The organism is Noviluteimonas gilva (genome assembly GCF_009740395.1).
Lineage (GTDB): Bacteria > Pseudomonadota > Gammaproteobacteria > Xanthomonadales > Xanthomonadaceae > Noviluteimonas > Noviluteimonas gilva.
Genome location: NZ_WOXT01000001.1, coordinates 584,651 through 607,716, shown reverse-complemented (window position 1 = coordinate 607,716; position 23,066 = coordinate 584,651). Strand labels below are relative to the sequence as shown.

21 protein-coding genes are annotated in these 23,066 nt (G+C 67.2%); 6 read left to right on the top strand and 15 right to left on the bottom strand.

The genetic code is table 11. The features are described 5' to 3' along the window. Positions 1–23: 23 nt before the first annotated feature. Together GN331_RS02780 and GN331_RS02775 are read right to left on the bottom strand one after the other, a co-directional pair. Positions 24–425 carry a hypothetical protein gene (locus tag GN331_RS02780; RefSeq protein WP_156640120.1) on the bottom strand — a complete coding sequence of 134 codons (402 nt, stop codon included), beginning with the start codon at positions 423–425 and terminating at the stop codon, positions 24–26. Continuing rightward, positions 422–2,155 carry a toll/interleukin-1 receptor domain-containing protein gene (locus GN331_RS02775; RefSeq protein ID WP_156640119.1) on the bottom strand — a complete coding sequence of 578 codons (1,734 nt, stop codon included), beginning with the start codon at positions 2,153–2,155 and terminating at the stop codon, positions 422–424. The genes GN331_RS02780 and GN331_RS02775 overlap by 4 nt, the downstream gene beginning before the upstream one ends. Before the next feature lie 102 nt (positions 2,156–2,257). Here GN331_RS02775 and GN331_RS02770 point away from each other — a divergent pair, with 102 nt between their 5' ends. Next, a complete protein-coding gene (locus GN331_RS02770; protein ID WP_425489258.1) occupies positions 2,258–3,541 on the top strand; it encodes a TCR/Tet family MFS transporter in 1,284 nt (427 codons plus the stop codon). 10 nt (positions 3,542–3,551) lie between these two features. On the opposite strand, the gene GN331_RS02765 is transcribed toward GN331_RS02770, so the two are convergent. Next, on the bottom strand, positions 3,552–4,829 hold the full coding sequence (locus tag GN331_RS02765; RefSeq protein WP_156641201.1) for an acetyl-CoA C-acetyltransferase: 1,278 nt from the start codon (positions 4,827–4,829) through the stop codon (positions 3,552–3,554). Between the two features lie 104 nt (positions 4,830–4,933). Between GN331_RS02765 and GN331_RS02760 the strand changes: the two genes are divergently transcribed. Further along, positions 4,934–5,821: a glycosyltransferase family protein gene (locus GN331_RS02760; RefSeq protein WP_156640115.1), complete on the top strand. Its 888-nt coding sequence runs from the start codon at positions 4,934–4,936 to the stop codon at positions 5,819–5,821. A gap of 4 nt (positions 5,822–5,825) precedes the next feature. Here the strand turns inward: GN331_RS02760 and GN331_RS02755 are convergent, their stop codons facing one another. The 10 genes from GN331_RS02755 to rhlB form a co-directional block, all read right to left on the bottom strand. Continuing rightward, positions 5,826–6,323 (bottom strand): GNAT family N-acetyltransferase, encoded by a 498-nt coding sequence (locus GN331_RS02755; RefSeq protein ID WP_156640114.1) that lies wholly within the window; start codon positions 6,321–6,323, stop codon positions 5,826–5,828. Beyond that, positions 6,320–6,868 (bottom strand): superoxide dismutase family protein, encoded by a 549-nt coding sequence (locus GN331_RS02750; protein WP_156640112.1) that lies wholly within the window; start codon positions 6,866–6,868, stop codon positions 6,320–6,322. Before GN331_RS02750 ends, GN331_RS02755 begins: the two co-directional genes overlap by 4 nt. 17 nt (positions 6,869–6,885) lie before the next feature. Then, complete coding sequence (gene ntrC, locus GN331_RS02745) at positions 6,886–8,316, bottom strand: nitrogen regulation protein NR(I) (RefSeq protein ID WP_156640110.1); 1,431 nt, start codon at positions 8,314–8,316, stop codon at positions 6,886–6,888. Then, positions 8,306–9,355 carry a two-component system sensor histidine kinase NtrB gene (locus GN331_RS02740; protein WP_156640108.1) on the bottom strand — a complete coding sequence of 350 codons (1,050 nt, stop codon included), beginning with the start codon at positions 9,353–9,355 and terminating at the stop codon, positions 8,306–8,308. Before GN331_RS02740 ends, ntrC begins: the two co-directional genes overlap by 11 nt. Before the next feature lie 31 nt (positions 9,356–9,386). Beyond that, a complete protein-coding gene (locus tag GN331_RS02735; protein WP_156640107.1) occupies positions 9,387–10,895 on the bottom strand; it encodes an FAD-dependent oxidoreductase in 1,509 nt (502 codons plus the stop codon). 73 nt (positions 10,896–10,968) lie between these two features. Beyond that, positions 10,969–11,673 (bottom strand): uracil-DNA glycosylase, encoded by a 705-nt coding sequence (gene ung / locus GN331_RS02730; RefSeq protein ID WP_156640105.1) that lies wholly within the window; start codon positions 11,671–11,673, stop codon positions 10,969–10,971. Next, entirely contained in the window at positions 11,670–12,521 is an 852-nt protein-coding gene (locus GN331_RS02725; protein ID WP_156640103.1) for a response regulator, read from the bottom strand. Before GN331_RS02725 ends, ung begins: the two co-directional genes overlap by 4 nt. Beyond that, complete coding sequence (ftsX, locus tag GN331_RS02720) at positions 12,518–13,471, bottom strand: permease-like cell division protein FtsX (RefSeq protein ID WP_425489273.1); 954 nt, start codon at positions 13,469–13,471, stop codon at positions 12,518–12,520. Before ftsX ends, GN331_RS02725 begins: the two co-directional genes overlap by 4 nt. Positions 13,472–13,496: 25 nt before the next feature. Continuing rightward, on the bottom strand, positions 13,497–14,186 hold the full coding sequence (gene ftsE / locus GN331_RS02715) for a cell division ATP-binding protein FtsE (protein ID WP_156640099.1): 690 nt from the start codon (positions 14,184–14,186) through the stop codon (positions 13,497–13,499). A gap of 73 nt (positions 14,187–14,259) precedes the next feature. Next, positions 14,260–15,987, bottom strand: a complete 1,728-nt coding sequence (rhlB, locus tag GN331_RS02710; RefSeq protein WP_156640097.1) for an ATP-dependent RNA helicase RhlB — start codon at positions 15,985–15,987, stop codon at positions 14,260–14,262. Positions 15,988–16,191: 204 nt separating this feature from the next. On the opposite strand from rhlB, the gene trxA reads away from it, so the two are divergent. Together trxA and rho are read left to right on the top strand one after the other, a co-directional pair. Then, positions 16,192–16,518 (top strand): thioredoxin TrxA, encoded by a 327-nt coding sequence (gene trxA / locus GN331_RS02705; RefSeq protein WP_156640095.1) that lies wholly within the window; start codon positions 16,192–16,194, stop codon positions 16,516–16,518. A 214-nt stretch (positions 16,519–16,732) separates the two neighbouring features. Next, a complete protein-coding gene (rho, locus tag GN331_RS02700) occupies positions 16,733–18,439 on the top strand; it encodes a transcription termination factor Rho (protein ID WP_156640093.1) in 1,707 nt (568 codons plus the stop codon). Between the two features lie 191 nt (positions 18,440–18,630). Here rho and GN331_RS02695 read toward each other — a convergent pair whose 3' ends face one another. Continuing rightward, a complete protein-coding gene (locus tag GN331_RS02695) occupies positions 18,631–19,392 on the bottom strand; it encodes an energy transducer TonB (protein ID WP_156640091.1) in 762 nt (253 codons plus the stop codon). A gap of 8 nt (positions 19,393–19,400) precedes the next feature. Then, the gene (locus GN331_RS02690) at positions 19,401–20,243 is read right to left on the bottom strand and encodes an energy transducer TonB (protein ID WP_156640089.1); all 843 of its coding nucleotides are present in this window, start codon (positions 20,241–20,243) and stop codon (positions 19,401–19,403) included. Between the two features lie 118 nt (positions 20,244–20,361). On the opposite strand from GN331_RS02690, the gene GN331_RS02685 reads away from it, so the two are divergent. Continuing rightward, positions 20,362–22,212, top strand: coding sequence for a monovalent cation:proton antiporter-2 (CPA2) family protein (locus GN331_RS02685; protein ID WP_156640087.1), 1,851 nt, complete (start codon positions 20,362–20,364; stop codon positions 22,210–22,212). 125 nt (positions 22,213–22,337) lie between these two features. Further along, the gene (locus GN331_RS02680; protein WP_156640085.1) at positions 22,338–22,907 is read left to right on the top strand and encodes a hypothetical protein; all 570 of its coding nucleotides are present in this window, start codon (positions 22,338–22,340) and stop codon (positions 22,905–22,907) included. Positions 22,908–23,066 lie beyond the last annotated feature (159 nt).

The following is a 23,066-nucleotide window of genomic DNA, read 5'->3' as shown; positions in this document are numbered from 1 at the left end:
TGCTCCGTCGTGGGGATGTCGCCTCAGCCGCGTTTCGGGTCGTTGGAAATCATCGGGTCGCAATCGATCAATTCGCCGTCGGCGCTGCGAACGACGACGTGGTAATAGGCCTGCATCGCGCGGGTGTTCTTGTTGTGGATGGTCGCTTCGTGCCCGCAAGAGTCCTTCTCCAGGTGGGTCAACTGTTCGAAGTGACTGGTGAAGGACACGCTGTCGATGACGTACTCCTTGCTCTTGAGTCGCACCACGTAGAACTTCTCGCCGGAGCACTCCATTGTGTTCAGGTGCCCCCGCCCTTTCTTTCCACCAAGGAAGCGGTAGGAATAAATCTGGTCCTTGTCGCCCCGGGTGGCATGCCAGTCGCCATCGGGCGGATCGCCGCGTCGCACGGCGAGGCGGGATTCCTGATCGAGGATGATCTTCATCGCGTGGCCACCGAAGGTTTCGACAGTTGTGTTTGCAGGACGCGCGTGTCGTTGAGCCATTTGACGACGCGCTTGTTCGTCGGCTCGGCCGCCACGATGGAGGCGAGCATGCGTTCTGCCTCCTGTGCGATCGGCATCGCCTGGCGCGGTTGACCGAGTCCGGTCAGCTGCGCGCGCCAAAAGCGCGCGATGCCCTGTTGGCTCAGCCAGACGCGGTTGGTCGGATCGTGTTTCACCAGGGCATCGGCTTCGTGGTTCGCGGCTTCCGATGCCACGCTTGCACCGGCGAGATCGCCACGCTTGAAGCGTGTTTGCGCGAGCAGTAACTGCGCGTCGATCCACTCCTTGCGCCAGTTCGCGTTGTCCGGCTCCTGCTTGCGCAGCGTGTCGAGGTTGCCGAGCAAGGTGGTGAACCAGGTTTCGGAGTCGTCGTAGCGCTTCTGGGTTTCGGCGTTGGTGCCGAGCCAGGAAACGATCGTCGATTCCTCCGCGCGCAACTGCGTGTCGTTCGGACGTTGCTTCACCCAGCCGCGGAACAGTTCGAGTCCGCGCTTCATCGCGCGCTCGGCGCCTTCGTGATCGCCGCGGGCGTCGGCGAGGATCGCGAGGTTCTGGTGCGCGTACGCGACTTCCTTCTGCCAGTCGAAGTTGTTGCGATCCATCGATGCGAGTTGCTCGGCGCTGGCGCGATAACGCTCCAGCCAACGTTCGGCCTCGTCGAACTTGTTCTGTTGCCACGCGACGTTGCCGATCCAATATTCGGCCTGCGCGCGATCGAACAAACGCTGGCCATTGGAAGGATCGCGCGCTGCGAGCGCGGTCGTGCGCGCATAGGCTTGCTGGAACGCGCGCATCGCTTCGGCGTAGCGGTTTTCCTCCATGCGCACCTGGCCGATGCCGGTCAGCGAGCGCGCCTGTTCTTCGAGCGCGCGGTCGTTGAGGTCGCGCGGATCGAGTTCGGCGAAGTACGTCGTCGCCTTGTCGTCGACCGTACGCATCAGGTCGAGACGACCCACCGTCGTGAGCTTCTTGCGCAGGTCGCCGAGCATGAAGCCGAGCAGATCTTCGGCCTGCCCCTGTCTCCGCTGCGCATCGTTGCGCGCGACGTGCGCGGTGATCGCAAGGCCTGACGTGACCGTCATGCCCGCCAGCGCTGCGGCGGTGACGATCGCGAGCCGGCGATGGCGACGTTGCGCTTCGCGTTGCACGAGCGCGTCGTAGCCCACGCCCAGGATGCCCGCGACCAACTTGAGGAACGCGCGATCCTTGCCGTCGCCTTCGGGCCGCGCATCGGCCGCGAGCGGAATGCGCCCGTCTTCGATCGTCGCGGGGGGAAAGCAGTTGTCGACGGCGGGATCGCCTTCGACGATGAAACAGAAGATGCGGTCTGTTCGTTCCTGCGCCATGAATGCGCGCACTTCCGCGTCCACCCATTGCGAACGCGCCGCCGCCGGCGAGCAGATCACGATGAGCGCGTCGGACTCCGACAAGGCTTCGCGGATCGTACTGCTGAGATCGCCCGCGGTCGGCAATTCATCCCGATCGCGGAACACGGCCCCCAATTTCGCGGGGATTGCGCCGGCGCGTCCATGCGTGCCGACCAGTCGCCCTGGCACGCGATAGGACTCGAGCCGGCGCAGCAACCAGCGCGCCCAATGGGCGTCGTTGTGGCTGTAGCTGAGGAACGCGCGATAGCGCACGTGAGCGATTGCCCCGAAGTCGGGGCGCATGAGGGGACGTTGTGGGAACGCCCGGACCCGTGACTTTCGGACACGATGCCGACGGACGGTCTCGGGCTAGACTGCACGCCATCGTTCCCCCAGCGAACCCCAGTGACCGAAACCGTCGCTCCCGGCGCGCGCAAGGCCGCGCTTGCCTTCATCTTCGTCACCGTCCTGATCGACATCCTCGCCTTCGGCCTCATCATTCCGGTGCTGCCGCACCTGTTGAAGGATTTCGTCGCCGGCGACACCGTGCGCGCGGCGCATTGGGTCGGCGTGTTCGCCTTCCTGTTTTCGGCGATCCAGTTCATCTCGGCACCCGTGCAGGGCGCGATGTCCGATCGCTTCGGCCGCCGTCCGGTGATCCTGCTCTCGTGCCTCGGGCTCGGCGTGGATTTCATCTTCATGGCCGTCGCGCAGACGTTGCCGTGGTTGCTGGTCGGTCGCGTGGTGTCCGCGATGTTCTCCGCGAGCTTCACCACCGCGAATGCGTACATCGCCGACGTCACCGAACCGTCCAAGCGCGCGCAGGCCTACGGCATGATCGGCGCTGCGTTCGGCCTGGGCTTCATCATCGGTCCGGCGATCGGCGGGCACCTGGGCGAAGTGAACGTGCGCCTGCCCTTCTGGTTCGCCGCGTGTTTGGCGCTGGTGAACTTCGTGTACGGACTGTTCGTGCTGCCCGAATCGCTGCCGATCGAACGCCGCACCAAGCGCATCGACTGGGCGCACGCCAATCCGATCGGTTCGCTCAAGTTGCTCCGGGAGTACCGCGCGATCTGGGGGCTCGCCGTCGTGGTGTTCCTCGTGAACTTCGCGCACTACGTGTATCCGAGCGTGTTCGTGTTGTTCGCGGATTACGCGTACGGCTGGGGCTCGGGCGACGTGGGCTGGGTGCTCGGCGCCGTCGGCGTGATGAGCGTGATCGTCAACGCGGTGCTGGTGAAGAAGATCGTCGGCGCGATCGGCGAACGCCGCGCGTTGATGCTCGGTCTGGCGTGCGGCGTGGTGGGCTTCACGATCTACGGCTTCGCGCCGACCGGTGCGATCTTCCTGATGGGCATGCCGATCATGTCGCTGTGGGCGCTGGCGATGCCGTCGACGCAAGCGATGGTGACGCGCGAAGTGGGGCCCGAAGTGCAGGGCCGCGTGCAGGGTGCGCTCACGAGCCTGGCGAGTTTGGCCGGCATCGTCGCGCCGGTGATCTACACCGCGGTGTTCGGGTTGTTCATCGGCCCGCAGTCGCCGGGCAAATTGCCGGGCGCGCCGTTCCTGTTGGCCGGTGTGCTGCTTGCGTGCGCGGGCATGGTGGCGTGGCGTTACACGCGCACGCATGCGACCGATGCGTCGTCACGCGCCGACGCGGCGCCCGAAGCTGCGCCGACGGGCGACTGACGCCCGAGGATCAGCGCTCCAAAATCGCGACGACGCCCATCCCGCCCGCGGTGCAGATCGAAATCAGGCACCGGCCACCGCCGCGTTCCTTCAATTCCTTCGCGGCGGTCGCGACGATGCGCGCGCCGGTCGCCGCGAACGGATGCCCCGCCGCCAGCGACGATCCATTCGGATTGATCTTCGCCGGATCGATGCGGCCCAACGGTGCGTCGAGCCCGAGCCGCGTGCGGCAGTACTCCTCGCTCTCCCACGCACGCAGCGTGCACAACACCTGCGCGGCGAAGGCTTCGTGGATCTCGTAGAAGTCGAAGTCCTGCAACGTCAGGCCGTTACGCTTGAGCATCTCCGGCACCGCGATCGTCGGCGCCATCAGCAGGCCTTCGCCATGCACGAAGTCGACCGCCGCCACGTGCGCGTCGCGCAGATGGCACAGCACTTCGAGGTTGTGCGCGGCGGCCCATTCGTCGCTGGCCACCAGGCACGCCGCGGCACCATCGGTGAGCGGCGTGGAGTTGCCGGCCGTCAACGTGCCGCGACCGGAGGTCTTGTCGAACGCCGGCTTCAGCGTCGCCAACTTCTCGATCGACGTATCGGGGCGCAGGATGTTGTCGCGCGACACGCCGCGGAAGCTCACGACGAGATCGTCGAAGAACCCGCGCTCGTACGCCGCCGCGAGCTTGTGGTGCGAAGCGACCGCGAGCTCGTCCTGCGAGTCGCGCGAGATGTTCCACTGCTTCGCCATGTCCTCGGTGTGCTCGCCCATCGACTTGCCGGTGCGCGGCTCGGCAACGCCGGGGAAGTCGGGCTTGAGCTCGCGGAAGTGGAAGCCCTTGAACGCCGCGAGCTTGTCCTTCGTCGTTTTCGCCATCGCGGCGGCGAGAATGCGGCGACGCAACCGTTGGCCATAGACGATCGGCACGTCGGAGGTCGTGTCCGAACCACCACCGATGCCCACTTCGATCTGGCCGGTCGAAATCTTGTTGGCGATGTGCACGATCGTGTCGAGCGACGTGCCGCACGCGCGCTGCAGCGTGATGCCGGGCGTCAGCGGCGAGAGGCCGGAGGACAGCGCGGCTTCGCGGCCGAGGTTCCAGTCGCCCGAATGCTTGATGACCGCGCCCAGCGCGACTTCACCCAGTTGCTGCCCGTGAAGGCCGAACTTTTCGACCAGGGCACCGAGCGTGCGAACGGACATGCCCAGGTTGCCGACGTCGGCATACGCCGTGTTCTGCTTGCAGAAGGGGATGCGGACGCCGCCGAGGATGGCGACGGGACGGCCGTGCAGCATCGGATACCTCGTCGATTGCAGCCAGCGCACGAAGCGCGCGGGCATAATGCGATCAAGTGTAAACCCCGCCACCAGCGGGGCCAATCCACGTTCCCGGACGCAAGATGAACAAGCCTACGCCGGACCTGCAATTGCTCGGCGCCCTCGCGCTGGAACTCGCGCCGGGCTCGGGTGCCGAGCGCACGTCGCTGGCCCAGGCCGACGCGGGGACGCTCGCGCAGCGCATGGCGCAGGATCTGTCGGGCTTCGCCGACGAGGCGAATGCCCTGCAATTGGTGACCGTGGGTGCGCATTACGACGTGGTCGAGCTGCTGCGGCCGGGTTGGCCCCTGCATCGCGAACTCGACCAGCTCGCCGCGCGCGCACCCGGCGATGCCGGTGGCCGCGTCATCGCGTTCGGCGGGCACGAGGACAAACTCCCCGGCGCACTCACGCCGCAGGACGAGTACGCAGGCGGGCCCTTGCGGCTCGTCCCCTTCGTCCTCGGGGGCGATGCGGACATCGCCGCGCGCGTCGGCGATCTGTTCGAACACGACCTGATGGAACGCGGCATGGCGGGCGCGGCGACCGCGCTGCTCGCGCAGGATGCCTTCGGCCTGAAGGTCGAGCACGCGCGTTACATGACGCTGCACGACCTCGCCGCGATGATGGCGATGCAATACGAACACGCGGGCCTGGCGCCGCTGTGGCCCATCCTCGAAGCCGCCCTGCTCGCGCCCGACGCCGAGGAATGGCTCGACGCCGACCCCGAACCGGTCGTGCATTACATCGATCGCGAAGCGCGCATCGCGATGTTCACGCCGCAAGCCTGGCGCGAACGGTACGCACCGCAGGCCGCGCATACGACGGAAGGCCAGTGCGAGAAGCTCGAGCGCGCGTTCGAATTCTTCCAGGCGCGGCAGCGACAGTTCGCCGCGGTGCTGGAAGCGCACGGCATCCCGGTGACGTTCGTGTATTGCGACGCGAACCAGGACGCGCACGCCGAGCTTTAACGCGTCACTCGTGCCCGTCCGTGCGCGCGAAGAACAATCGATAGCCCTCGTCCTTCATGCCCAGCGCTTCGTAGGTCGCCTGCGCATTCGTGTTTTCGCGTTCGACGAACAAGCGCAGCCCCACGACGCCATCGGTCTGCTTCGCCAAGGCCTCGACATGCCGATACAAGGCTGAAAACACGCCTTTCCGACGATGTTCCTTCGGCACGTACACACTCTGGATCCACCACCAGTCGCCGTTGCGCCAATCGCTCCATTCGGTGGTGAGCATCAGGGTGCCGACCGGCACGCCGATGGTTTCGGCCCCCGCGAACGACGCATCCTCCATCGCGACGAAGTACCGCGACTTGCGCGGATCGGCGATCCCGGCCGCGACACCCGCATGCACCGTCGCGGCATCGAGCGTCTTGCCTTCGGTCTCCAGCGCCATCGCCGCATTCCAGTCGGCGATGAATCCGGCGTCCGCGGCATGCGCGGGACGAATGCGGAAAGCGTGCGTCATTGGATGATCTTGATGACCGCGCATGCCACGCGCGCGCCGGCATTGCCTGCAGGCTGCGAGATGTAATCGTCCGCCGCCGCGTGCACGACGAGCGCGCGATCGGCGATGTCGTTCGGTGCGCCACCGCCGAGCGTCACGCCCGCGAGATGCACATCGAGATTCACCTGGCCCTGCGCGTTCGCCGTGATGTTGTCCATGTCGCCGGCGTGATGCGCAGGCGCACTCGCGCGGCCGTGCGGTTGTCCCATCGGATTGAAGTGCCCACCGGCCGAACTCGCATCGGCCGCGGTGCAATCACCCTTCTCGTGCACGTGGATCGCATGCACGCTGTTCGGCAGGAAGCCACCGACCGTGCCGGTGAGATGCACGCCGTCGCCCATCGGTCGAAGGGTGACGCGGCCACTGACGAGGCTGCCCGAGGCCGACGCAAGGTTCGCGCGCCCTTCCTTCGCCGTGCTCATCGAAGGTGGCGGTGGTGCGGGCTTCGGCGCGGTCGCGCAGGCGGCGAGCGTGAGCGTGGCGGCGATGGCGATTGCGTGGCGCATTCGAAGATCCTCCTTGTTCAGTGGCGCTTGCGGCCAGGTCCGAGCTTGCGGGTGAGCGTGTTACGACCGAGTCCAAGCCGTTGCGCGGCTTCGCCGCGATGGCCTTGCGTGTGTTCGAGTGCCGCGTCGAGCAGGATGCGATCGAAGCGTTCGCGCGCATCGGTGTGAATCTCGGCCGCACCGGCCGCCAGTTGTTCGCGCGCCCAGCGTGCGAGCGCGGCTTCCCAATCCTCGTCGCCCGCCATCGCCGGCGTGGCATGCGCGAAGGCCATGTCGAGCTCAGCCGTGCCGATCGTGTCGCCCGGCGCGAGCGCGGCCAGGCGCCAGCAGACGTTCTCGAGTTCGCGCACGTTGCCGGGCCAGTCGTACTTGCGCAGGCGGTCGAGCGCGGGCTTCGCGAAACGCTTCGCCGGTGCGCCCAGCTTGCGCGCGGCGGCTGCGAGGAAACGCTCGGCGAGCGCGGGCACATCCTCGCGGCGATCGCGCAAGGGCGGCAGATGCAGGCGCACGACGTCGAGGCGATGCAACAGGTCCGCGCGGAACTTGCCTTCGGCGACTAGTCGTTCCAGCTGCTGGTGCGTGGCGGCGATCACGCGCACGTCGACGCGGATCAACTCGCGCCCACCCACGCGGAAGAACTCCCCTTCCGCGAGCACGCGCAGCAGGCGCGTCTGCAACGGCAAGGGCATGTCGCCGATTTCATCGAGGAACAACGTGCCGCCATCGGCCTGTTCGAAACGGCCGACGTGGCGCTTCTGCGCGCCGGTGAAGGCGCCGGCTTCGTGGCCGAACAGCTCGCTTTCGAGCAACTCGGAAGGAATCGCCGCGGTGTTCAAGGCCACGAACGGCCGATGCGCGCGCGGCGATTCGCGATGCAACGCGCGCGCGACGAGCTCCTTGCCCGTGCCCGTTTCGCCGGTGATGAGCACCGACAACGGCGCTTGTGCGAGACGACCGATGCTGCGGAACAACGCGCGCATCGCGGGCGTGTCGCCGATGAGTTCCTGGTTCGGTGCGCTGGTGGGCGCCGACGTGGCCGCGAGACCATTGGTCGCGGGCAACGCACGCCCCGCGATTTCCACCGCGGCATCCAGGTCGAAAGGCTTCGACAGGAATTCATAGGCGCCGCCGCGGAACGCGCCTGCGGTGCTCGCGATGTCGGTGTAGGCGCTCATCACGATCACCGGCAATTGCGGCGCGGCGACCTTCAACTTCTCAAGCAAGGCCAGGCCGTCTTCGCCCGGCATGCGCACGTCGGTGAACAACAGATCCGGCGCGCCACGCGAACGCAAGGCTTCGAGCGCATCGCGTGCATTCTCGAAACCATCGACCGCATAGCCCGCTTCACGCAACGCGGTGGCGAGGACGAAACGCACCGCGCGATCGTCATCGACGATCCACACGCGCGCGGCATTGCGCGGCTCTGATGCGCGCGGATCAGCCGGCATCACTGCCCTCCCCTGCTTCGTCTTCCAGCCACAACGGCAACAACAAGGTGAACACCGTATGCCCCGGGCGCGAGCGATACGCGAGCGAGCCACGATGTTCGCGCGCAACCTGCTGCGCGAGTGCGAGCCCCAATCCGCTACCCGCCGCGTGTCCGCTCACCAGCGGGAGAAAAATGCGTTCGGCCAATTCTTCCGGCACGCCGCGGCCGTCGTCGACGATCTCCAGGCGCAACGCGAGCGGATGCGGCACGTCGCCGATGCGCACGCCGTGTTCGGCGCGCGTGCGCAGGGTGATGTTGGCTGCGCCGGCATCGATCGCGTTGCGTACGAGATTCCAGACGGCTTGCGTGAGCCGATCGCCATCGCCGAGTACGTCGGGAAGCGAGGGATCGTAATCGCGCACCAGGCGCACTGCCCAGCCTGCGTCGCTTTCGGCCAGGCGCAGCACGCGTTCGAGCACCGCGTGGATGTTCACCGGTTCGAAGGGACGCGGCGGCGCGGGCGAAAGCAGGCGATCGAGCAGGCCGGTGAGGCGATCGACTTCCGATTCGATGAGCGAAACGAGTTCGCGCCCCGTGTCGTCGTTCGCGACCCGGCGCGACAACAACTGCGCGGCGCCCTTCAACCCTGCGAGCGGATTGCGCAGCTCGTGCGCGAGTCCTTTCAATGCGGCGGAGAGCGCGCTCGGCAACAGTTGCGCCGGATCGTCGCCGGGGAACTCGTCGACCGGATGCGCTTCGAGCCACCAGCCGCCGCCCTCGCGTGCGGTCAGGGTCACGTCGGCGAAGCGCGGCAACTCCGTGCCCGGGAAGGCCAAGGGAATCCGGCGCAACCGCGCGCCATCGCCCTGCCCCGAAATGGCGCGCACGAAGGCATCGCCCTCGAACTCCAGCGCGGCCAACGGCAACCCCGCCAATCGCTTGGCGCTGACCCCGAGCCACCGCGCGCAAGCCGCGTTGGCGCCCGCGATCCGCCCGTCGGCATCGGTCCAGGCGACGGGCGTTGCGAGCAGATCGAGGTCGGGAGGGGCGGTCACCATTGCACCAATGTAGTGCGGAAGCCCCTGCGGCTCAACGATGCAGCGACGCCTCGATGGCGAGATTTTCGAGGTCGCGGCCCACGGACGCCGCGGCGACCAGCACCCCCTCTCGGAAGTACCGCGCGGTGAAGTCCTGCGCCTCCAGCGCCCCGTCGATCTCCACGCGGTCCCACTTGCCCGCGTAACCGCAGTAGCGCACGTCGATTCCCTGGTGATAGGTCCAGAAGAACGGCACGTCGTCGAACGCGGCGGCCGCGCCGAGGATGTTCGCGGCGGCAGCCTGGCCCATGCGTTCGGCGTGTACCCAGTGTTCGACACGCGCGAGCTGATCGCCGATCGGGAAACGCGCGACGTCGCCCGCGGCGAAGTGATCGGGCAGGGATGTTTGCAGCTGCGCATCGACGACGATGCCGTCGTCCACCTTCAGTCCTGCCTCTTCGGCGAGCGATGTGCGCGGCGCAACGCCGACGCCGACCACCAACGCGTCGCACGGAATGCGCGTGCCGCTTTCGACGACGAGCGCCTTGCCGTCGAAACTGGCCGGCTTCTCGCGCAGGTGGAATTGCACGCCTTTCGCGGCATGCAGCGATTGGATCCACGCGCCGATGTCGGCGCCGAGCGCGCGTTCCATCGGCACTGCATCGGGTGCGACCACGTGCACTTCGAGCCCGCGCTCTCGCAACGCACCTGCGGCTTCCATGCCGATGAAGCCTGCGCCAACGAACGCGACCGACCTGGCGTTCGCGCACGCCGCGATGATCGCGCGCGCATCGGTGAGCGAGCGCAGCGAGAACACGTTCGGAAGATCGAAGCCGGGCAGGCGGAGTGGCCTCGGCGCCGCGCCGGTCGCGATCAACAGCGCGTCGTAGCCGATGCGATCGCCTTCGCGCAACACGACTTCGCGCGCGGTCGGATCGATCGAAACCACCTTCGTACCGACGCGCAGATCGATCTTGCGCCTGTCGTAATGCGCTTGCGACGACAGCGGAATCCAGTCCTCCGGCATGTTGCCGACCAGGTAATCCTTCGACAGGTTCGGACGGTCGTAGGGCCCATCGGCATCGGCGCTCAGCATCGTCAACGCGCCCGTGTGCCCAAGGTCGCGCAAGCGTTCGGCCGCCGCGAATCCCGCAGCGCCACCGCCGATGATGACGATGCGTTCGCGTCGTGTGCGCGGCTGCGGCGTCGGCGGCTTCGCATGTGTCTGCTCGCGCACGAACACCGTGTCGCCTTCGATGTCCACGCGCCACGTCGGCAGGCGACCGAACGCCGGCGACTTGCGCGCGAACCCATCGCGAATGCTGAAAAACGCGTGATGCCAGGGGCACCGAATCTCGTCGCCGACGCGCAGGCCCTCGGCGAGTGGGCCGCTGTAGTGCGTGCAGGTCGCGCCGACCGCGTGCAGCCCATCATCCAGGCGCGCGATCAACACCGCCTCCTTGCCGACGCGCCCACCGAGCACGCCTTCCGCCGGCACGCTCGCGAGCGGAACGCCCAGCGCGAAATCGGGACCCGGCGGCAACTCATCGGTATGCGACATGGGGTGACCTCCGAAACGGAAATCTTTCCCGATGGAGGCTTTGCCGCGCGTGATTACCCCAGACGTCCGCCGATCAAGGCAAGCTCCAATCGATCGGCGTCATTCCGTGGCGAACGAGATACTCATTCGCCTTCGAAAAATGCCCGCATCCGATGAACCCGCGATGCGCGCTCAGCGGGGAAGGATGCGGCGCCTTCAACACGCGATGCTTCGCCGTATCGATCATCTTGCCTTTCGCCTGCGCGTACGCGCCCCACAGCAGGAAGACGAGGTGTTCGCGTTCGCGGTTGAGCGTTTCGACGATGTGGTCGGTGAAACCTTCCCACCCCTTGCCCTGGTGTGCGCCGGCGCGGCCTTCCTCCACCGTCAGCACGGCGTTCAACAGCAGCACGCCTTGCTCGGCCCAGTGATCGAGGCAGCCGTGCGTCGGCGTCGGGATGCCGAGGTCGCGCTGCAGTTCCTTGAAGATGTTCACCAGCGACGGCGGTACCGCGGTCCCGTGTTGCACGGAGAAGCACAGGCCATGCGCCTGGCCGAAGCCGTGGTACGGATCCTGGCCGAGGATGACCACTTTGACCTTGTCGAAGGGCGTGGCGTCGAGTGCGGCGAACATCTGCGGCGCCGGCGGAAACACGCGCGCACCTTTCTGCATGCGTTCGCGCAGGAAGGCGCGCAGCGACTGCATGTCTTCGTGCGTGAGGTATTCGCCGATGCGCTGCTTCCAACTGGGATCCAGGCGAATGCGGTCGCCGTCGCCCGTGGCCGCCACTTCGCTCATGCGTCGATGCTGCGCTGCTCCGGCAGCTTCGCCACGCGCAGCTGGAAGAGCGTCTTGGTCACCAGCAGGCGCTCCTCGATCGGCTTGAGCACCAGGTCGTTCGCGCCTTCGCGCAACAGGCCGGACTGGTTGTCCTTGTTCTCGTCGCCGGTCATCACCAACACGGGCAACTGGCGCTTGTTGTAGCCGAAGTCGTTGCGGATGCGCGCCAGGAGATCGCGGCCGCTGAGTTCGCCCTTCAGATACACGTCGCTGAGCACGAGATCCGCGCCCGGCGCATCCGCGCCTTCGCGATTGGCTTCCAGGTACTTCAACGCGTCTTCGGCGCTGATGGTGTGCACGACGCTCAGGCCCTGGCGTTCGAGCATGCGCTTGGTGGCGAGCGCGACCACGCGGCTGTCTTCGACATACAGCACGCGCGCGCCGGCGACCGGTTCGGGCTGCACGTAGCCGCGGATGAATGCCGCGAGCGCCGTGTGGCCCAGGCCCTTGTCGAAATAATCGGTGACGTCTTCGCTCAGGCTGCGATCTTCCAGGCGCGCCTGCGCTTCGCCCGACACGACGATCACCGGCACGTACGCCTGGCCCGATGCGGTGCGCACGGCCTTGGCGAGCGTGAGGCCGTCGCCGTCGTGGAGGATCAATGCGGTGGTGACGAGGTGGAACGGCCCGGTTTCGAGCGCGGCCTTCGCTTCTTCCAGCCCGGCGCAGCCGATCACTTCGACGTTCGGCAATTCCTTGATCAGCACGTCGCCGATCAACTTGCGCACGAGCTTCGATCCATCGACGACCATGACGCGCGGTGCGTCGCTGATCAAATGGCGCAGATCGGCGGGGGCCTTGCTCATCGCGTCGGCCGCGTCTGGCGGAGGAAGTGGCCGGTCACGACGCCGGCGCCGATCCAACCGAGCAGCGTCGCACCACCGATGACGATCGCGGCTTGCACCGCATCGACCCCCTGCAACGTGAATCCGCTGCCGTAACTGCCCGCGAGTTCCGCGAGCGGCGCGCGCAACGCGATCCACGCGGCCGTGAGCAACGCGAGCGCAAGCGCACCGGCGGCGAGGCCGTACCACACGCCCAAATAGAGGAACGGGCGGCGAATGAAACCGTCGGTGGCGCCGAGCAACTGCAGCACGCCGATCTCTTCGCGACGCGATTGGATGTCCAGGCGCACCGTGTTGCCGACGACGAGCAACGCGCCGAGACCGAGCAGGCCCGCGAGCACGAGCGCGACGCGCCCGCCGAATCGCAGCCAGTTGTCGAGGCGTTTACGCCACAGCGCGTCGTGTTGCACGAGATCGGCGTCGGGCAATTGGCGCAGCGATTCGGCGAGATTCAGGTCATCGCCGCGCGGCGCGACCACGAGCAGCCACGGCAGCGGATTCGCATCGCCGGTGGCGGCGAGGGCGTCGATCGCTTCGCCAAGACCATCGCGTTCGCGCAGCGTCTGCAGGCCCTGGTCGGGCGAACGCACGTCGACGGATGCGACTTCCGCGCGCTTGCGCAGATCGGTGGCGATCGCATTCGCGCGCGCGGCATCCGTGCCGTCTTTCAGGTACACGGCGATCTGGCGCGAGGTCTGCACTTGCCCGGCGAAGCGTTCGACGTTCGCGAGCACGATCCACAACCCGAGCGGCAGCGCGAGCGCCACCGCCATCACGCCGATCGTCAGCAACGTGGCCCACGGCTTGCGGAACACGCGGCCGAGGCTGGCCATGAAGCTGTAGAGATGATGGTCGAACCATGCGCCCAGGCCGCTGGAATGCACGCGGCGGTCCCGACCGTTCCTTGCGATGTGTCCGTTGCCCGCACTCACTTGCTCAGACATCGGCAAGCTCCTCCGGCGCGATGTCGTCGGCGAGCTTGCCCTGGTCGAGCACGAGGACGCGCTTGCGCATGCGCTTGATCAGGCCGAGGTCGTGGCTGGCGACGAGCACGCTGGTGCCTTGTTCGGGCAGGGCCGCGAACAAGGCCAGGATTTCGGCCGACAGCGTGGGATCGAGGTTGCCCGTCGGTTCGTCCGCGACCAGCAGCATCGGTTCGGCGACGAGCGCGCGCGCGATGCCGACGCGTTGCTGCTCGCCGGCCGACAGTTGCGAGGGCAGGGCCTTCTCGCGCGGGCCGAGGCCGAGGCGATCGAGCATCGAGCGCACGCGCTTGCCGATCTCGCCGCGCTTCATGCCGCGCAGGATCAGCGGCAGCGAGACGTTCTCGCCGACCGTGCGATCCATGAGCAATTGATGGTTCTGGTAGACGACGCCGACCGAACGACGATGCAACGCAACCTTGCCGCCGCGCACCTTCGCCAGGTTCTTCTCATCGAAGAGCACCGTGCCGCGCGAGGGACGCTCGGCCAGTTGGATCAACTTGAGCAGCGTGCTCTTGCCCGCACCGGAGTGACCGGTGACGAACAGCATTTCGCCCGGCGCCACCGCGAAACTGACATCCGTCAGTGCAACGTGGCCGCCGGGGTATTGCTTGCTGACGTTGTCGAAGCGCAGGACCGACATGGGCGGAGTATGGCGCGATTCGCCATTCCAGCGAAGGCGGGGTTCACAGTTGCGCGATCCCCGCCTTGCGGCGTCAGTGCTGCGAACGCGGCGCGCGCGTGACCAGCGACTTCAAGCCCTTGCCGATGCGCGCCAGCAGCGACGGACGCGTGTCGGACGGCCCCTCGTTGTTGGCCGCGGCGACCGGGGCCGGCGTGGCCTGCAACGTGTCGGCGCCTTCGATGCGGCGGCCGCCACGACGGCGACGGCGCTTGCGCGGTGCGCGGTCGCCTTCGGCATGCGCCGCTTCGCCGTTGCCATGCGGCTTCGGCGCCGGCGCGGCGACGGGCTTGGACGTGGCCTCGACCTTCGGCGCGGCGTCGGCCGCGACGACATCGCCTTCGCGCTTGCGCGGCGGACGCGGGGTGCGGCGCTCGCCGCTTCCGCCCTCAGAACGGCCACCCTCGGAACGGCCGCCCGCACGCGAACCGCTGCCCGAACGCGGACCGCCCGGCTTGCCGCGGCCACCGCCGCGACGCTGCTCGTCGGCCGCCTTCTGCTCGCGCGCTTCGCGGAAGATCGTGTGGATGCTGTCGTCTTCGCCACCCACTTCGCCTTCGACCACCGGGCGCGGCGCACGCGGCACCGCGACCAGCATGTCCGGCGTCACGTGCTCGCCCGGGATCTTCTGGTCGATGTAGGCCTCGATGTCGGGCAGCGACATGCCGTAGCGCTCGCAGGCGAAGCTGATCGCGTCGCCCTCGGCGCCCAGGCGCGCGGTGCGGCCGATGCGGTGGACGTAGTCCTCGGCATCGAAGGGCAGGTCGTAGTTGTAGACGTGCGAAACGCCGTCGATGTGCAGGCCGCGCGCGGCGACATCGGTCGCCACGAGGATCTCGAGCTGGCCGGCCTGGAATTTCTTGAGCAGCGACTCGCGCTTCTTCTGCGGCACGTCGCCGGAGAGCACGCCGACGCGGTAGCCGGCCTTCTCCAGCGAGCGGGCGACGCGTTCGACGAAGGCCTTGGTGTTCACGAACACCATCGTGCGCGCGCCTTCGCTGCGCGAGAGCAGGCCGAGCAGGAGCGGGATCTTCTCTTCGTCGGCCGGGTAGTAGATCTTCTGGCGCACGCGAGCGGCGGTCACGAACTCGCTCTCGACGACGATCTTCTCCGGCTCGTTCATGTGTTCGTACGCCAGCTCCAGCACGCGGTGCGAGAGGGTGGCGGAGAACAACATCGTCTGCCGCGTGGTGCGCTCGGGCATGCGGCGCAGCAGGAAGCGGATGTCCTTGATGAAGCCCAGGTCGAACATGCGGTCGGCTTCGTCGAGCACGCACATTTCGCAGGCGTGCAGCGAGACCACCTTGTGTTGCTTGACGTAGTCGATCAGGCGGCCCGGGGTCGCGATGATCACGTCGGCGCCGGCCTGGAGCAGCTGGCGTTGCTTGTCGTAGTCCACGCCGCCATAGACGAGGGCGAACTTGAGCCCCAGGTCGCTGCCGAACTTCACCGCGTCCTTGTGGATCTGGATGGCGAGTTCGCGGGTGGGCGCGAGGATCAGCGCGCGCGGGTCTTCCGGCTTGCGGTCGGCCAGGGCCGGGCGCGTCAGGAGGCGGTTCAGCGTCGTGATCAGGAAGGCCAGGGTCTTGCCCGTGCCGGTCTGGGCCTGGCCGGCGACGTCGCGCCCTGCAAGGGCGATCGGCAGCGTCAGCGCCTGGATCGGCGTGCAACGGTTGAACCCGGCGGCCTCGAGCCCGGCCAGCAGCGCGGGATGGAGGTCGAATTCGGAGAAGGCGATATCGGTTAGGGGCTTGTCGCTCATGCGCTCAATACTGTGGGTGGCGCCGGGTCGCCCTTGCGTCGGGGGGCGGCTGCGAAGCAGACTGCCGGGACGCTGAATCCGGGTGCGGGCGGGGCTTGAAGCCGCCGCGTCGAGCGCCCAAGTCTAGCAGCAGCCCGCGGATGCCCGCGGGTTCCTTTACTTCACGCGCGGCCAAGGCCGCCGCAGAACCACCCCGAGGACGCAATGAACGACACCGTCATCCACGCCAGCGACGCCGATTTCGACAATCAGGTGCTCAACGCATCCGGGCCGGTGCTCGTGGATTTCTGGGCGACCTGGTGCGGCCCGTGCAAGATGATCGCCCCGGCCCTCGACGAGCTGGCCGCCGGTTACGCCGGCCGCGCCAAGATCGTGAAGGTCGATATCGACGCCAATCGCAGCACGGCCATGAAGTACCACGTGCGCTCGATCCCCACGCTGCTCCTGTTCAAGGACGGCCAGGTCCAGGCCACCCAGATCGGCGCCGTGGGCAAGGCGCAGCTCGCGCAGATGCTCGACAAGGCGCTCTGAGGCGCCATTCGACCTCGCGGCCGGTCTTCGCGCGGCCGCGACTTCCAGCGACCCACACTCCCTGGTGACGTCGGCACGCTTGCCGCCGCGCCGGGGCAGTGCTAGTTTTCAGCTACCCGGCGCCGCGATGCGCGCGCCGCACCCTACTGAAACCCTCTTTCCAGAACCCCGCTCGCGCACCGCGAGCGCTCGCCGCTTAGCGAGGAATTCCAGCTTGTCAGACAACACCACCGACTCCGGCGACGTCGCCGCGAAGCGCGTGCGCAAACCGCGCGCCACTGCAGCGGGCGACACCGCCGTAGCCACTCCGCCCGCGCCGGCCACACAAGCCGCGCCCCCGCCGCCCGCGGCCCCCACGCCGCAGCCGCAGGCTCCGCAACCGCAGGCGCCGCAAGCGCAGGCCCCGCAGCAATCGCAGGGCCAGCCGTCGCAGGGCCAGCAATCGCAGGGCGATGCAGGCGACCAGGGCGGTGGCCAGGAAGGCCAGGGCGACCAGCAACGCTTCAACAACAACAATCGCCGCGATCGCTTCCGCAACCGCCGCGACCGCCAGCGCGACCGCTATCGCGAAGAAGGCATCCCCCAGGACAACGGTGGCGAGCAGTCCTTCCCGCAGCAGCAGCGCATGCCGCCGCCGAGCGTGCCCGAAGGCTTCCCGCAGTACTCCCTCAGCGACCTCAAGCGCATGCCGGCGCCGAAGCTGCTGGAGATCGCCGAGCAGCTGAACATCTCCGAAGGCGTGGCCCGCGCCCGCAAGCAGGACGTGATCTTCGCCCTGCTCAAGGTGCTGACCCGCCACGGTGAAGGCGTCGCCGCCGACGGCGTGCTCGAAATCCTGCCCGACGGTTTCGGTTTCCTCCGCGCGGCCGAGGCGAGCTACCTCGCCGGCCCGGACGACACCTACATCTCTCCGAGCCAGATCCGCCGCTTCAACCTGCGCACCGGCGACCATCTCTCCGGCCGCATCCGCTTCCCGAAGGACGGCGAGCGCTACTTCGCGCTGTCGGTGGTCGACACGATCAACGGCGAGCCGCTCGAAGCGTCGAAGAACAAGGTCCTGTTCGAGAACCTCACCCCGCTGTTCCCGCGTCGCCGCTTCACGCTGGAGCGCGGCAACGGCAGCACCGAGGACATCTCGGGCCGCATCCTCGACCTGATGGCCCCGCAAGGGAAGGGCCAGCGCGCCCTGATCGTTTCGCCGCCGAAGGCCGGCAAGACGATGATGCTGCAGCAGGTCGCCACGGCCATCACGACCAACCATCCGGACGTGCACCTGATCGTGCTGCTCATCGACGAGCGCCCGGAAGAAGTGACCGAAATGCAGCGCACCGTGCGCGGCGAGGTGATTTCGTCGACCTTCGACGAGCCCGCCGCCCGCCACGTGCAGGTCGCCGAAATGGTGATCGAGCGCGCCAAGCGCCTGGTCGAGCACAAGAAGGATGTCGTCATCCTGCTCGACTCGATCACCCGCCTGGCCCGCGCCTACAACAACGTCGTCCCGAGCTCCGGCAAGGTGCTCACCGGCGGCGTCGACGCCAACGCGCTGCATCGCCCGAAGCGTTTCTTCGGCGCCGCGCGTAACGTGGAAGAAGGCGGTTCGCTGACGATCATCGCCACCGCGCTGGTCGAAACGGGCAGCAAGATGGACGAGGTGATCTACGAAGAGTTCAAGGGCACCGGCAACTCCGAAGTGCTCCTGAGCCGCCGCATCACCGAAAAGCGCGTTTACCCGGCGATCGACATCAACCGCTCGGGCACGCGCCGCGAAGACCTGCTCATCGATCCGGAAATGCTCCAGAAGATCTGGATCCTGCGCAAGCTCCTCCATCCGATGGACGAGATCGCCGCGATGGAATTCCTGCTCGACAAGATGAAGAACACCAAGTCCAACGACGAGTTCTTCGGGTCGATGAAGCGCTGAGGCGCGGCATCCGCAGGAAAGACGAAACGCCCCGCGATGCGGGGCGTTTTCGTTTCGATGAACCCTTGCATGGCTTCGCTTCCCGCCGGACAATCGCTTCCGGATTGGGGATATCCCGGTCGGCGATCGGCCTCGGTGCGCTCACCGGGGCCTTTTGTTTTCCGGGGATTGGCGGCTGGACGCGATGCGAATCAGATCACCGGTTCGATCGAGACCACCCGTTCCACCTCGCTCGATTGCATCGCCGTCATCGCCGGCGCGTTCGCCGCTTGTCCGGCCTGCTTGCACTGCGGCGATTCGAGCGCCTGCGCGAGCAATTCTTCCTTCGTCGGTTTCTTGCTTCGACTCCCCTGCTTCAACTCGATCGGGATGGTGCCGCGCGCGCGAACCGGCTTGCCGTCGATCAGCTCCGGTTGCATGCGGAGCGTCGCGACCCACGTCCGCGCCGCCTCCGCGAAGCGTTGCTTCGCGGTGAGGTCCTTGAACCCGCCTTCGATCGACTCGAGCGTCGCCCCGTCGGCGCTTTCGCCGACCACGATGTGCAGGTTGATCGTGCCCGAGAGCTGCATTCGGCCGGTCACGTACGCGAGCCTCTGGGGCGGTCCCGCCTCCATCAGCATCGGGCCGCTGCCGTTGTAGGCCAGCCCCATCGAGTACGCGCCGGTGGTCGTCGGCATCGCGCAGGCGCGCAGATCGACCCAAGTCGAGGCGATGCCGCCGCCCGAATCGTTACGCTTGTACGTCCACTTCGCCAGTTGTTGCTCGACGTAACGCCGCACCGGTTCGGGCAGGTCGCTCGACGCCTGCGCCTTCACGAACTTGCCGTCGGCAGCGACATCCACGCGTGCTTCGGCGCGGAATGACAGCGGCTTCAGCGCCGTGGGCTGGCCGGCGTTCGATGCGAACGAGCAAGCAACGAGGACGACGGCCGCTGCGAGTGTTCGACGGCGCATGGTGGACCTCACAGCAACGTGCCGACGACTTCCGAGCGCAGGACCGGGCCCGCGCCGAAGGCGATGACCTGGCCTTCGGCCACGCGATCGATCGCGCCATCGGCGAGCTTGCCGCCACCGAGCCAGTTCGGGATGCCGGTGGAGGTCACCGCGGTGTCTTCCTGCGTCCAGATCGAGGCCGCCGGATTGACGCTGTCGTTGGCGAAGCTCACGTTGGTGACGAATGCCGTGGTGCCGTCGCCCGGGAGCGTGGGATCGGCCGCCTCGAACTTCAATGCGCGCATCACCGCCACCGCGGACTTCTCGAAGTCCGAGCGCCACTTCTTGATGAGATTGGGCGGCAACATCCCCCGCTTGACCAGGCGTGAGCGCAGCGGCGACACATCGGTCACGTTGCCTGCCGCATCGACGTGAACCGCAAGGACGACCTCGCCCAGCACGCCGCCACGCAACGCTTCCTTGGGGAAAAAGTTGCTGTGCAAGCGGCGGCTCTGGTCGTAGTTCCGCGGAAACCCGAACTGCGCGCGTTCCACCCGCAGCCGGAATCCCCCGTCCTGCGGCACGCCCACGAGGAACAACTGCATGTTGCTCTTCGTCGGCACCGGCTTGCCGTCGTGCACGATGGGCTCGAACTTCCACCCCTGCACGGCGTGCTTGACGATCGCAGCGATCGCATCGGGCACTTGCGAGGTCAGCTCGACGCCGCTGACCGCACCGTGCTCGTCGATCGACAACTGACCGGCGACATCGACTTCCACTTTCGGCGCAGGTTGCGCCTCGCCCGCGATTGCAGGCGCGCACACGAACATCCACGCCGCCAGCATCGCGCCGGCGAGTCTCGAACGAGCCATCCCTGATTCCCCTGATCGCGGCGGGACCCGCGCACGCGCCGATGCTAGGCAGCCGCCACGGCCGGTGCAACCGACCCGTCGCCGCCACCCTGCATAATCGGGTGAACGGAGGTGGCGCATGCACGGCGGCGGACTCGAACTGGCCCTGGTCTTCCTGTTGGCCGCGGTGATCGCGGTCCCGGTGTTCCGCAAGTTCGGGCTCGGGGCGGTGCTGGGCTACCTGGTCGCGGGCGTGCTGCTCGGGCCCTACGGCTTCCGCGTGATCCGCGATGTCGAGCCCGTGCTCGGCGCCAGCGAGATCGGCGTGGTGATGCTGCTGTTCGTCATCGGCCTGGAGCTCTCGCCTTCACGCCTGTCGGTCATGCGCAAGCCGGTGTTCGGCGCGGGCGGTTTGCAGATGCTCGCCTGCGGCATCGCGCTCGCGTTGCTCACGCAGTTGCGCGGCGTGACGTTCCCCGCGGCGATCGTGGTGGGCCTGGGCCTCGCGTTTTCCTCGACCGCCGTCGGCCTGCAGTTGCTGGCCGAACGCAAGGCGTTGACGACCGCGCACGGGCGGCTCGCGTTCGCGATCCTGCTGTTCCAGGATCTCGCGGCGATCCCGTTGCTCGCCGCGATTCCGTTGCTCGGCGGCGCGCAGGGCGAAGGCGTGTCGTGGCTCGCGGTCGGCAAGGCGTTCGGTGCGATCGGAATCGTGGTGGTCGGCGGTCGCGTGTTGTTGCGGCAATTGTTCCGGATCGTCGCGCGGATCGACATGCCGGAAGTCTTCACCGCCAGCGCGTTGCTGACCGTGCTCGGTGCGGCGTGGATCATGCAGTTGGCCGGGCTGACGATGGGCCTGGGTGCGTTCCTCGCCGGCGTGCTGCTTGCCGATTCGGAATTCCGCCACGAGCTCGAAGCGCAGATCAAACCGTTCGAAGGCTTGCTGCTCGGCCTGTTCTTCATCGCGGTGGGCATGACGATCAACGTGCCTGCGGTGATCGCCGATCCGTATTTCATCGGCATCGGCGTGGTGTTGCTGATGGCGACGAAGTTCGCGCTGCTGTACGCCGTCTCGCGCACCGCGGGCGGATTGCCCAATCGCGATTCGCTCCTGCTCGCCAGCGTGCTCGCACTCGGTGGTGAATTCGCGTTCGTGGTGTTCGGCGATGCCGCGCGCGCCGGCTTGATCGGGCAAGACCTGCAGGGACACCTCGTGGCCGTCGTCGGTATTTCGATGGCGTTGACGCCGCCGCTGTACATCTTCCTGTCGCGCTGGCTGGTCGCGCCGAAGCCGAAGCCCAGGAAGTTCGACAAGATCGGCGTGCAGGAAGAAGAACCGCAGGTGCTCATCGCGGGCTTCGGCCGATTCGGGCAGGTCGTTGCGCGCTTGCTCGCGGCGCAGCGCATCCCGTTCATCGCGATCGAGCACAGCCAGGAGCAGGTGGAATTCATGCGCCGCTTCGGCAGCACGATCTACTACGGCGATCCGGCGAACTCCGAGTTGTTGCGTTCGGCCGGCGCGGCGCAGGTCAGGGTGTTCGTCATCGCGATCGACGACGTCGAAGCGAACCTGCGCACGGTCAACACGATCCGCCGCCAGTATCCGGAAGCCACCGTCTTCGCGCGTGCCCGCAACCGACGCCACGCGTGGCAGTTGATGGACCTCGGCGCGCAGGTCGTGCGCGAAACCTTCCATTCGAGTTTGGTGATGGGCGAACGCGTGCTCGTCGAGATGGGCCTGCCCCCGGACGTCGCCGCCGATCGCGCACGCCGCTTCCGCGAACACGATGAAGCCCTGCTGCGCACGCAGTACCTCGTGCAGGACGACGAACAGGCGATCATGCAGACCGTGCAACAGGCACGCGTCGAACTCGAACAACTCTTCGGCGCCGACCGCGGCGAAGGTGCGCTGGGCGGCTTGGGACAACCGCGCGCGGAAGGGGAGATGACCGCGTCGGACCAGGCGTCGGTGCGCCCGGGGGATGCGTAGCGTTTTCTTGTCGACACAACGTCGGACGCTGATCGATTCGCCAAGCGCCCGGAACTAGTTTCGTGAGCTGATCCCACGAAACCAGCCCGAGCGCTTCCGACGCGCGCCAAGGCGTTGGAGGCGACTTGGCGACGCTTGCGACAGGCCCGCACTGGAGCGACCACCATCAGGACGGCCTGACCTATTCCGTCGCACACCTCCATCCGGTGTTCGTCGATTACGCCATTCCGGCTGTCGTCGCGACACAGCGCAAGCCGGGCCGCGCCGCAAAGATCTTCAAGCTCCGAGTGGTCTATTCGCACCACTGCTTCACACAAGCGGCGGAGAAAGTGCCGGGCGCCGACCTGGAGCACGCGTACGGCTGCACGCGTCGACCCGCCGACCGCCGCATCTTCTGCAAGGTGCGCTGGACCGAAAGCCTTTCACTGCCCGCGATCGTGAAGGGCATCAAGCACTGCTACTTCACCCGACACCACAACTACTTCGTGTGGCGCAATCCGAGTGACATCGCGCTGGGCGAATACTTCGTCTACTTCACGCTCGTGCGCCGCACGGCCTTCATCGAGATGGAGATCGAAAGCGCGTATCCACGCAACGATGCTGCCCAGGCGAAGTCAGGCGCGAAAAAGGTGAGCCTGGCGACATTGCTCATCAACGCCGCGAATGGACGTGCGACGCATCCTCCGCCAGCGTGACCTTCGCCGGAAATGGAAAACCCGCCGAAGAGGCGGGTTTTCGTCCAGCGGGCCGGGGACTCTTGGCTATTCCACTCTGGGTGGAACCCCTTGCAGGGCGGTAGACCAAACTTCAACCGGTTCGTCGGGTCCTTGGTCGCTCGTGGCGACGGCGCGGAT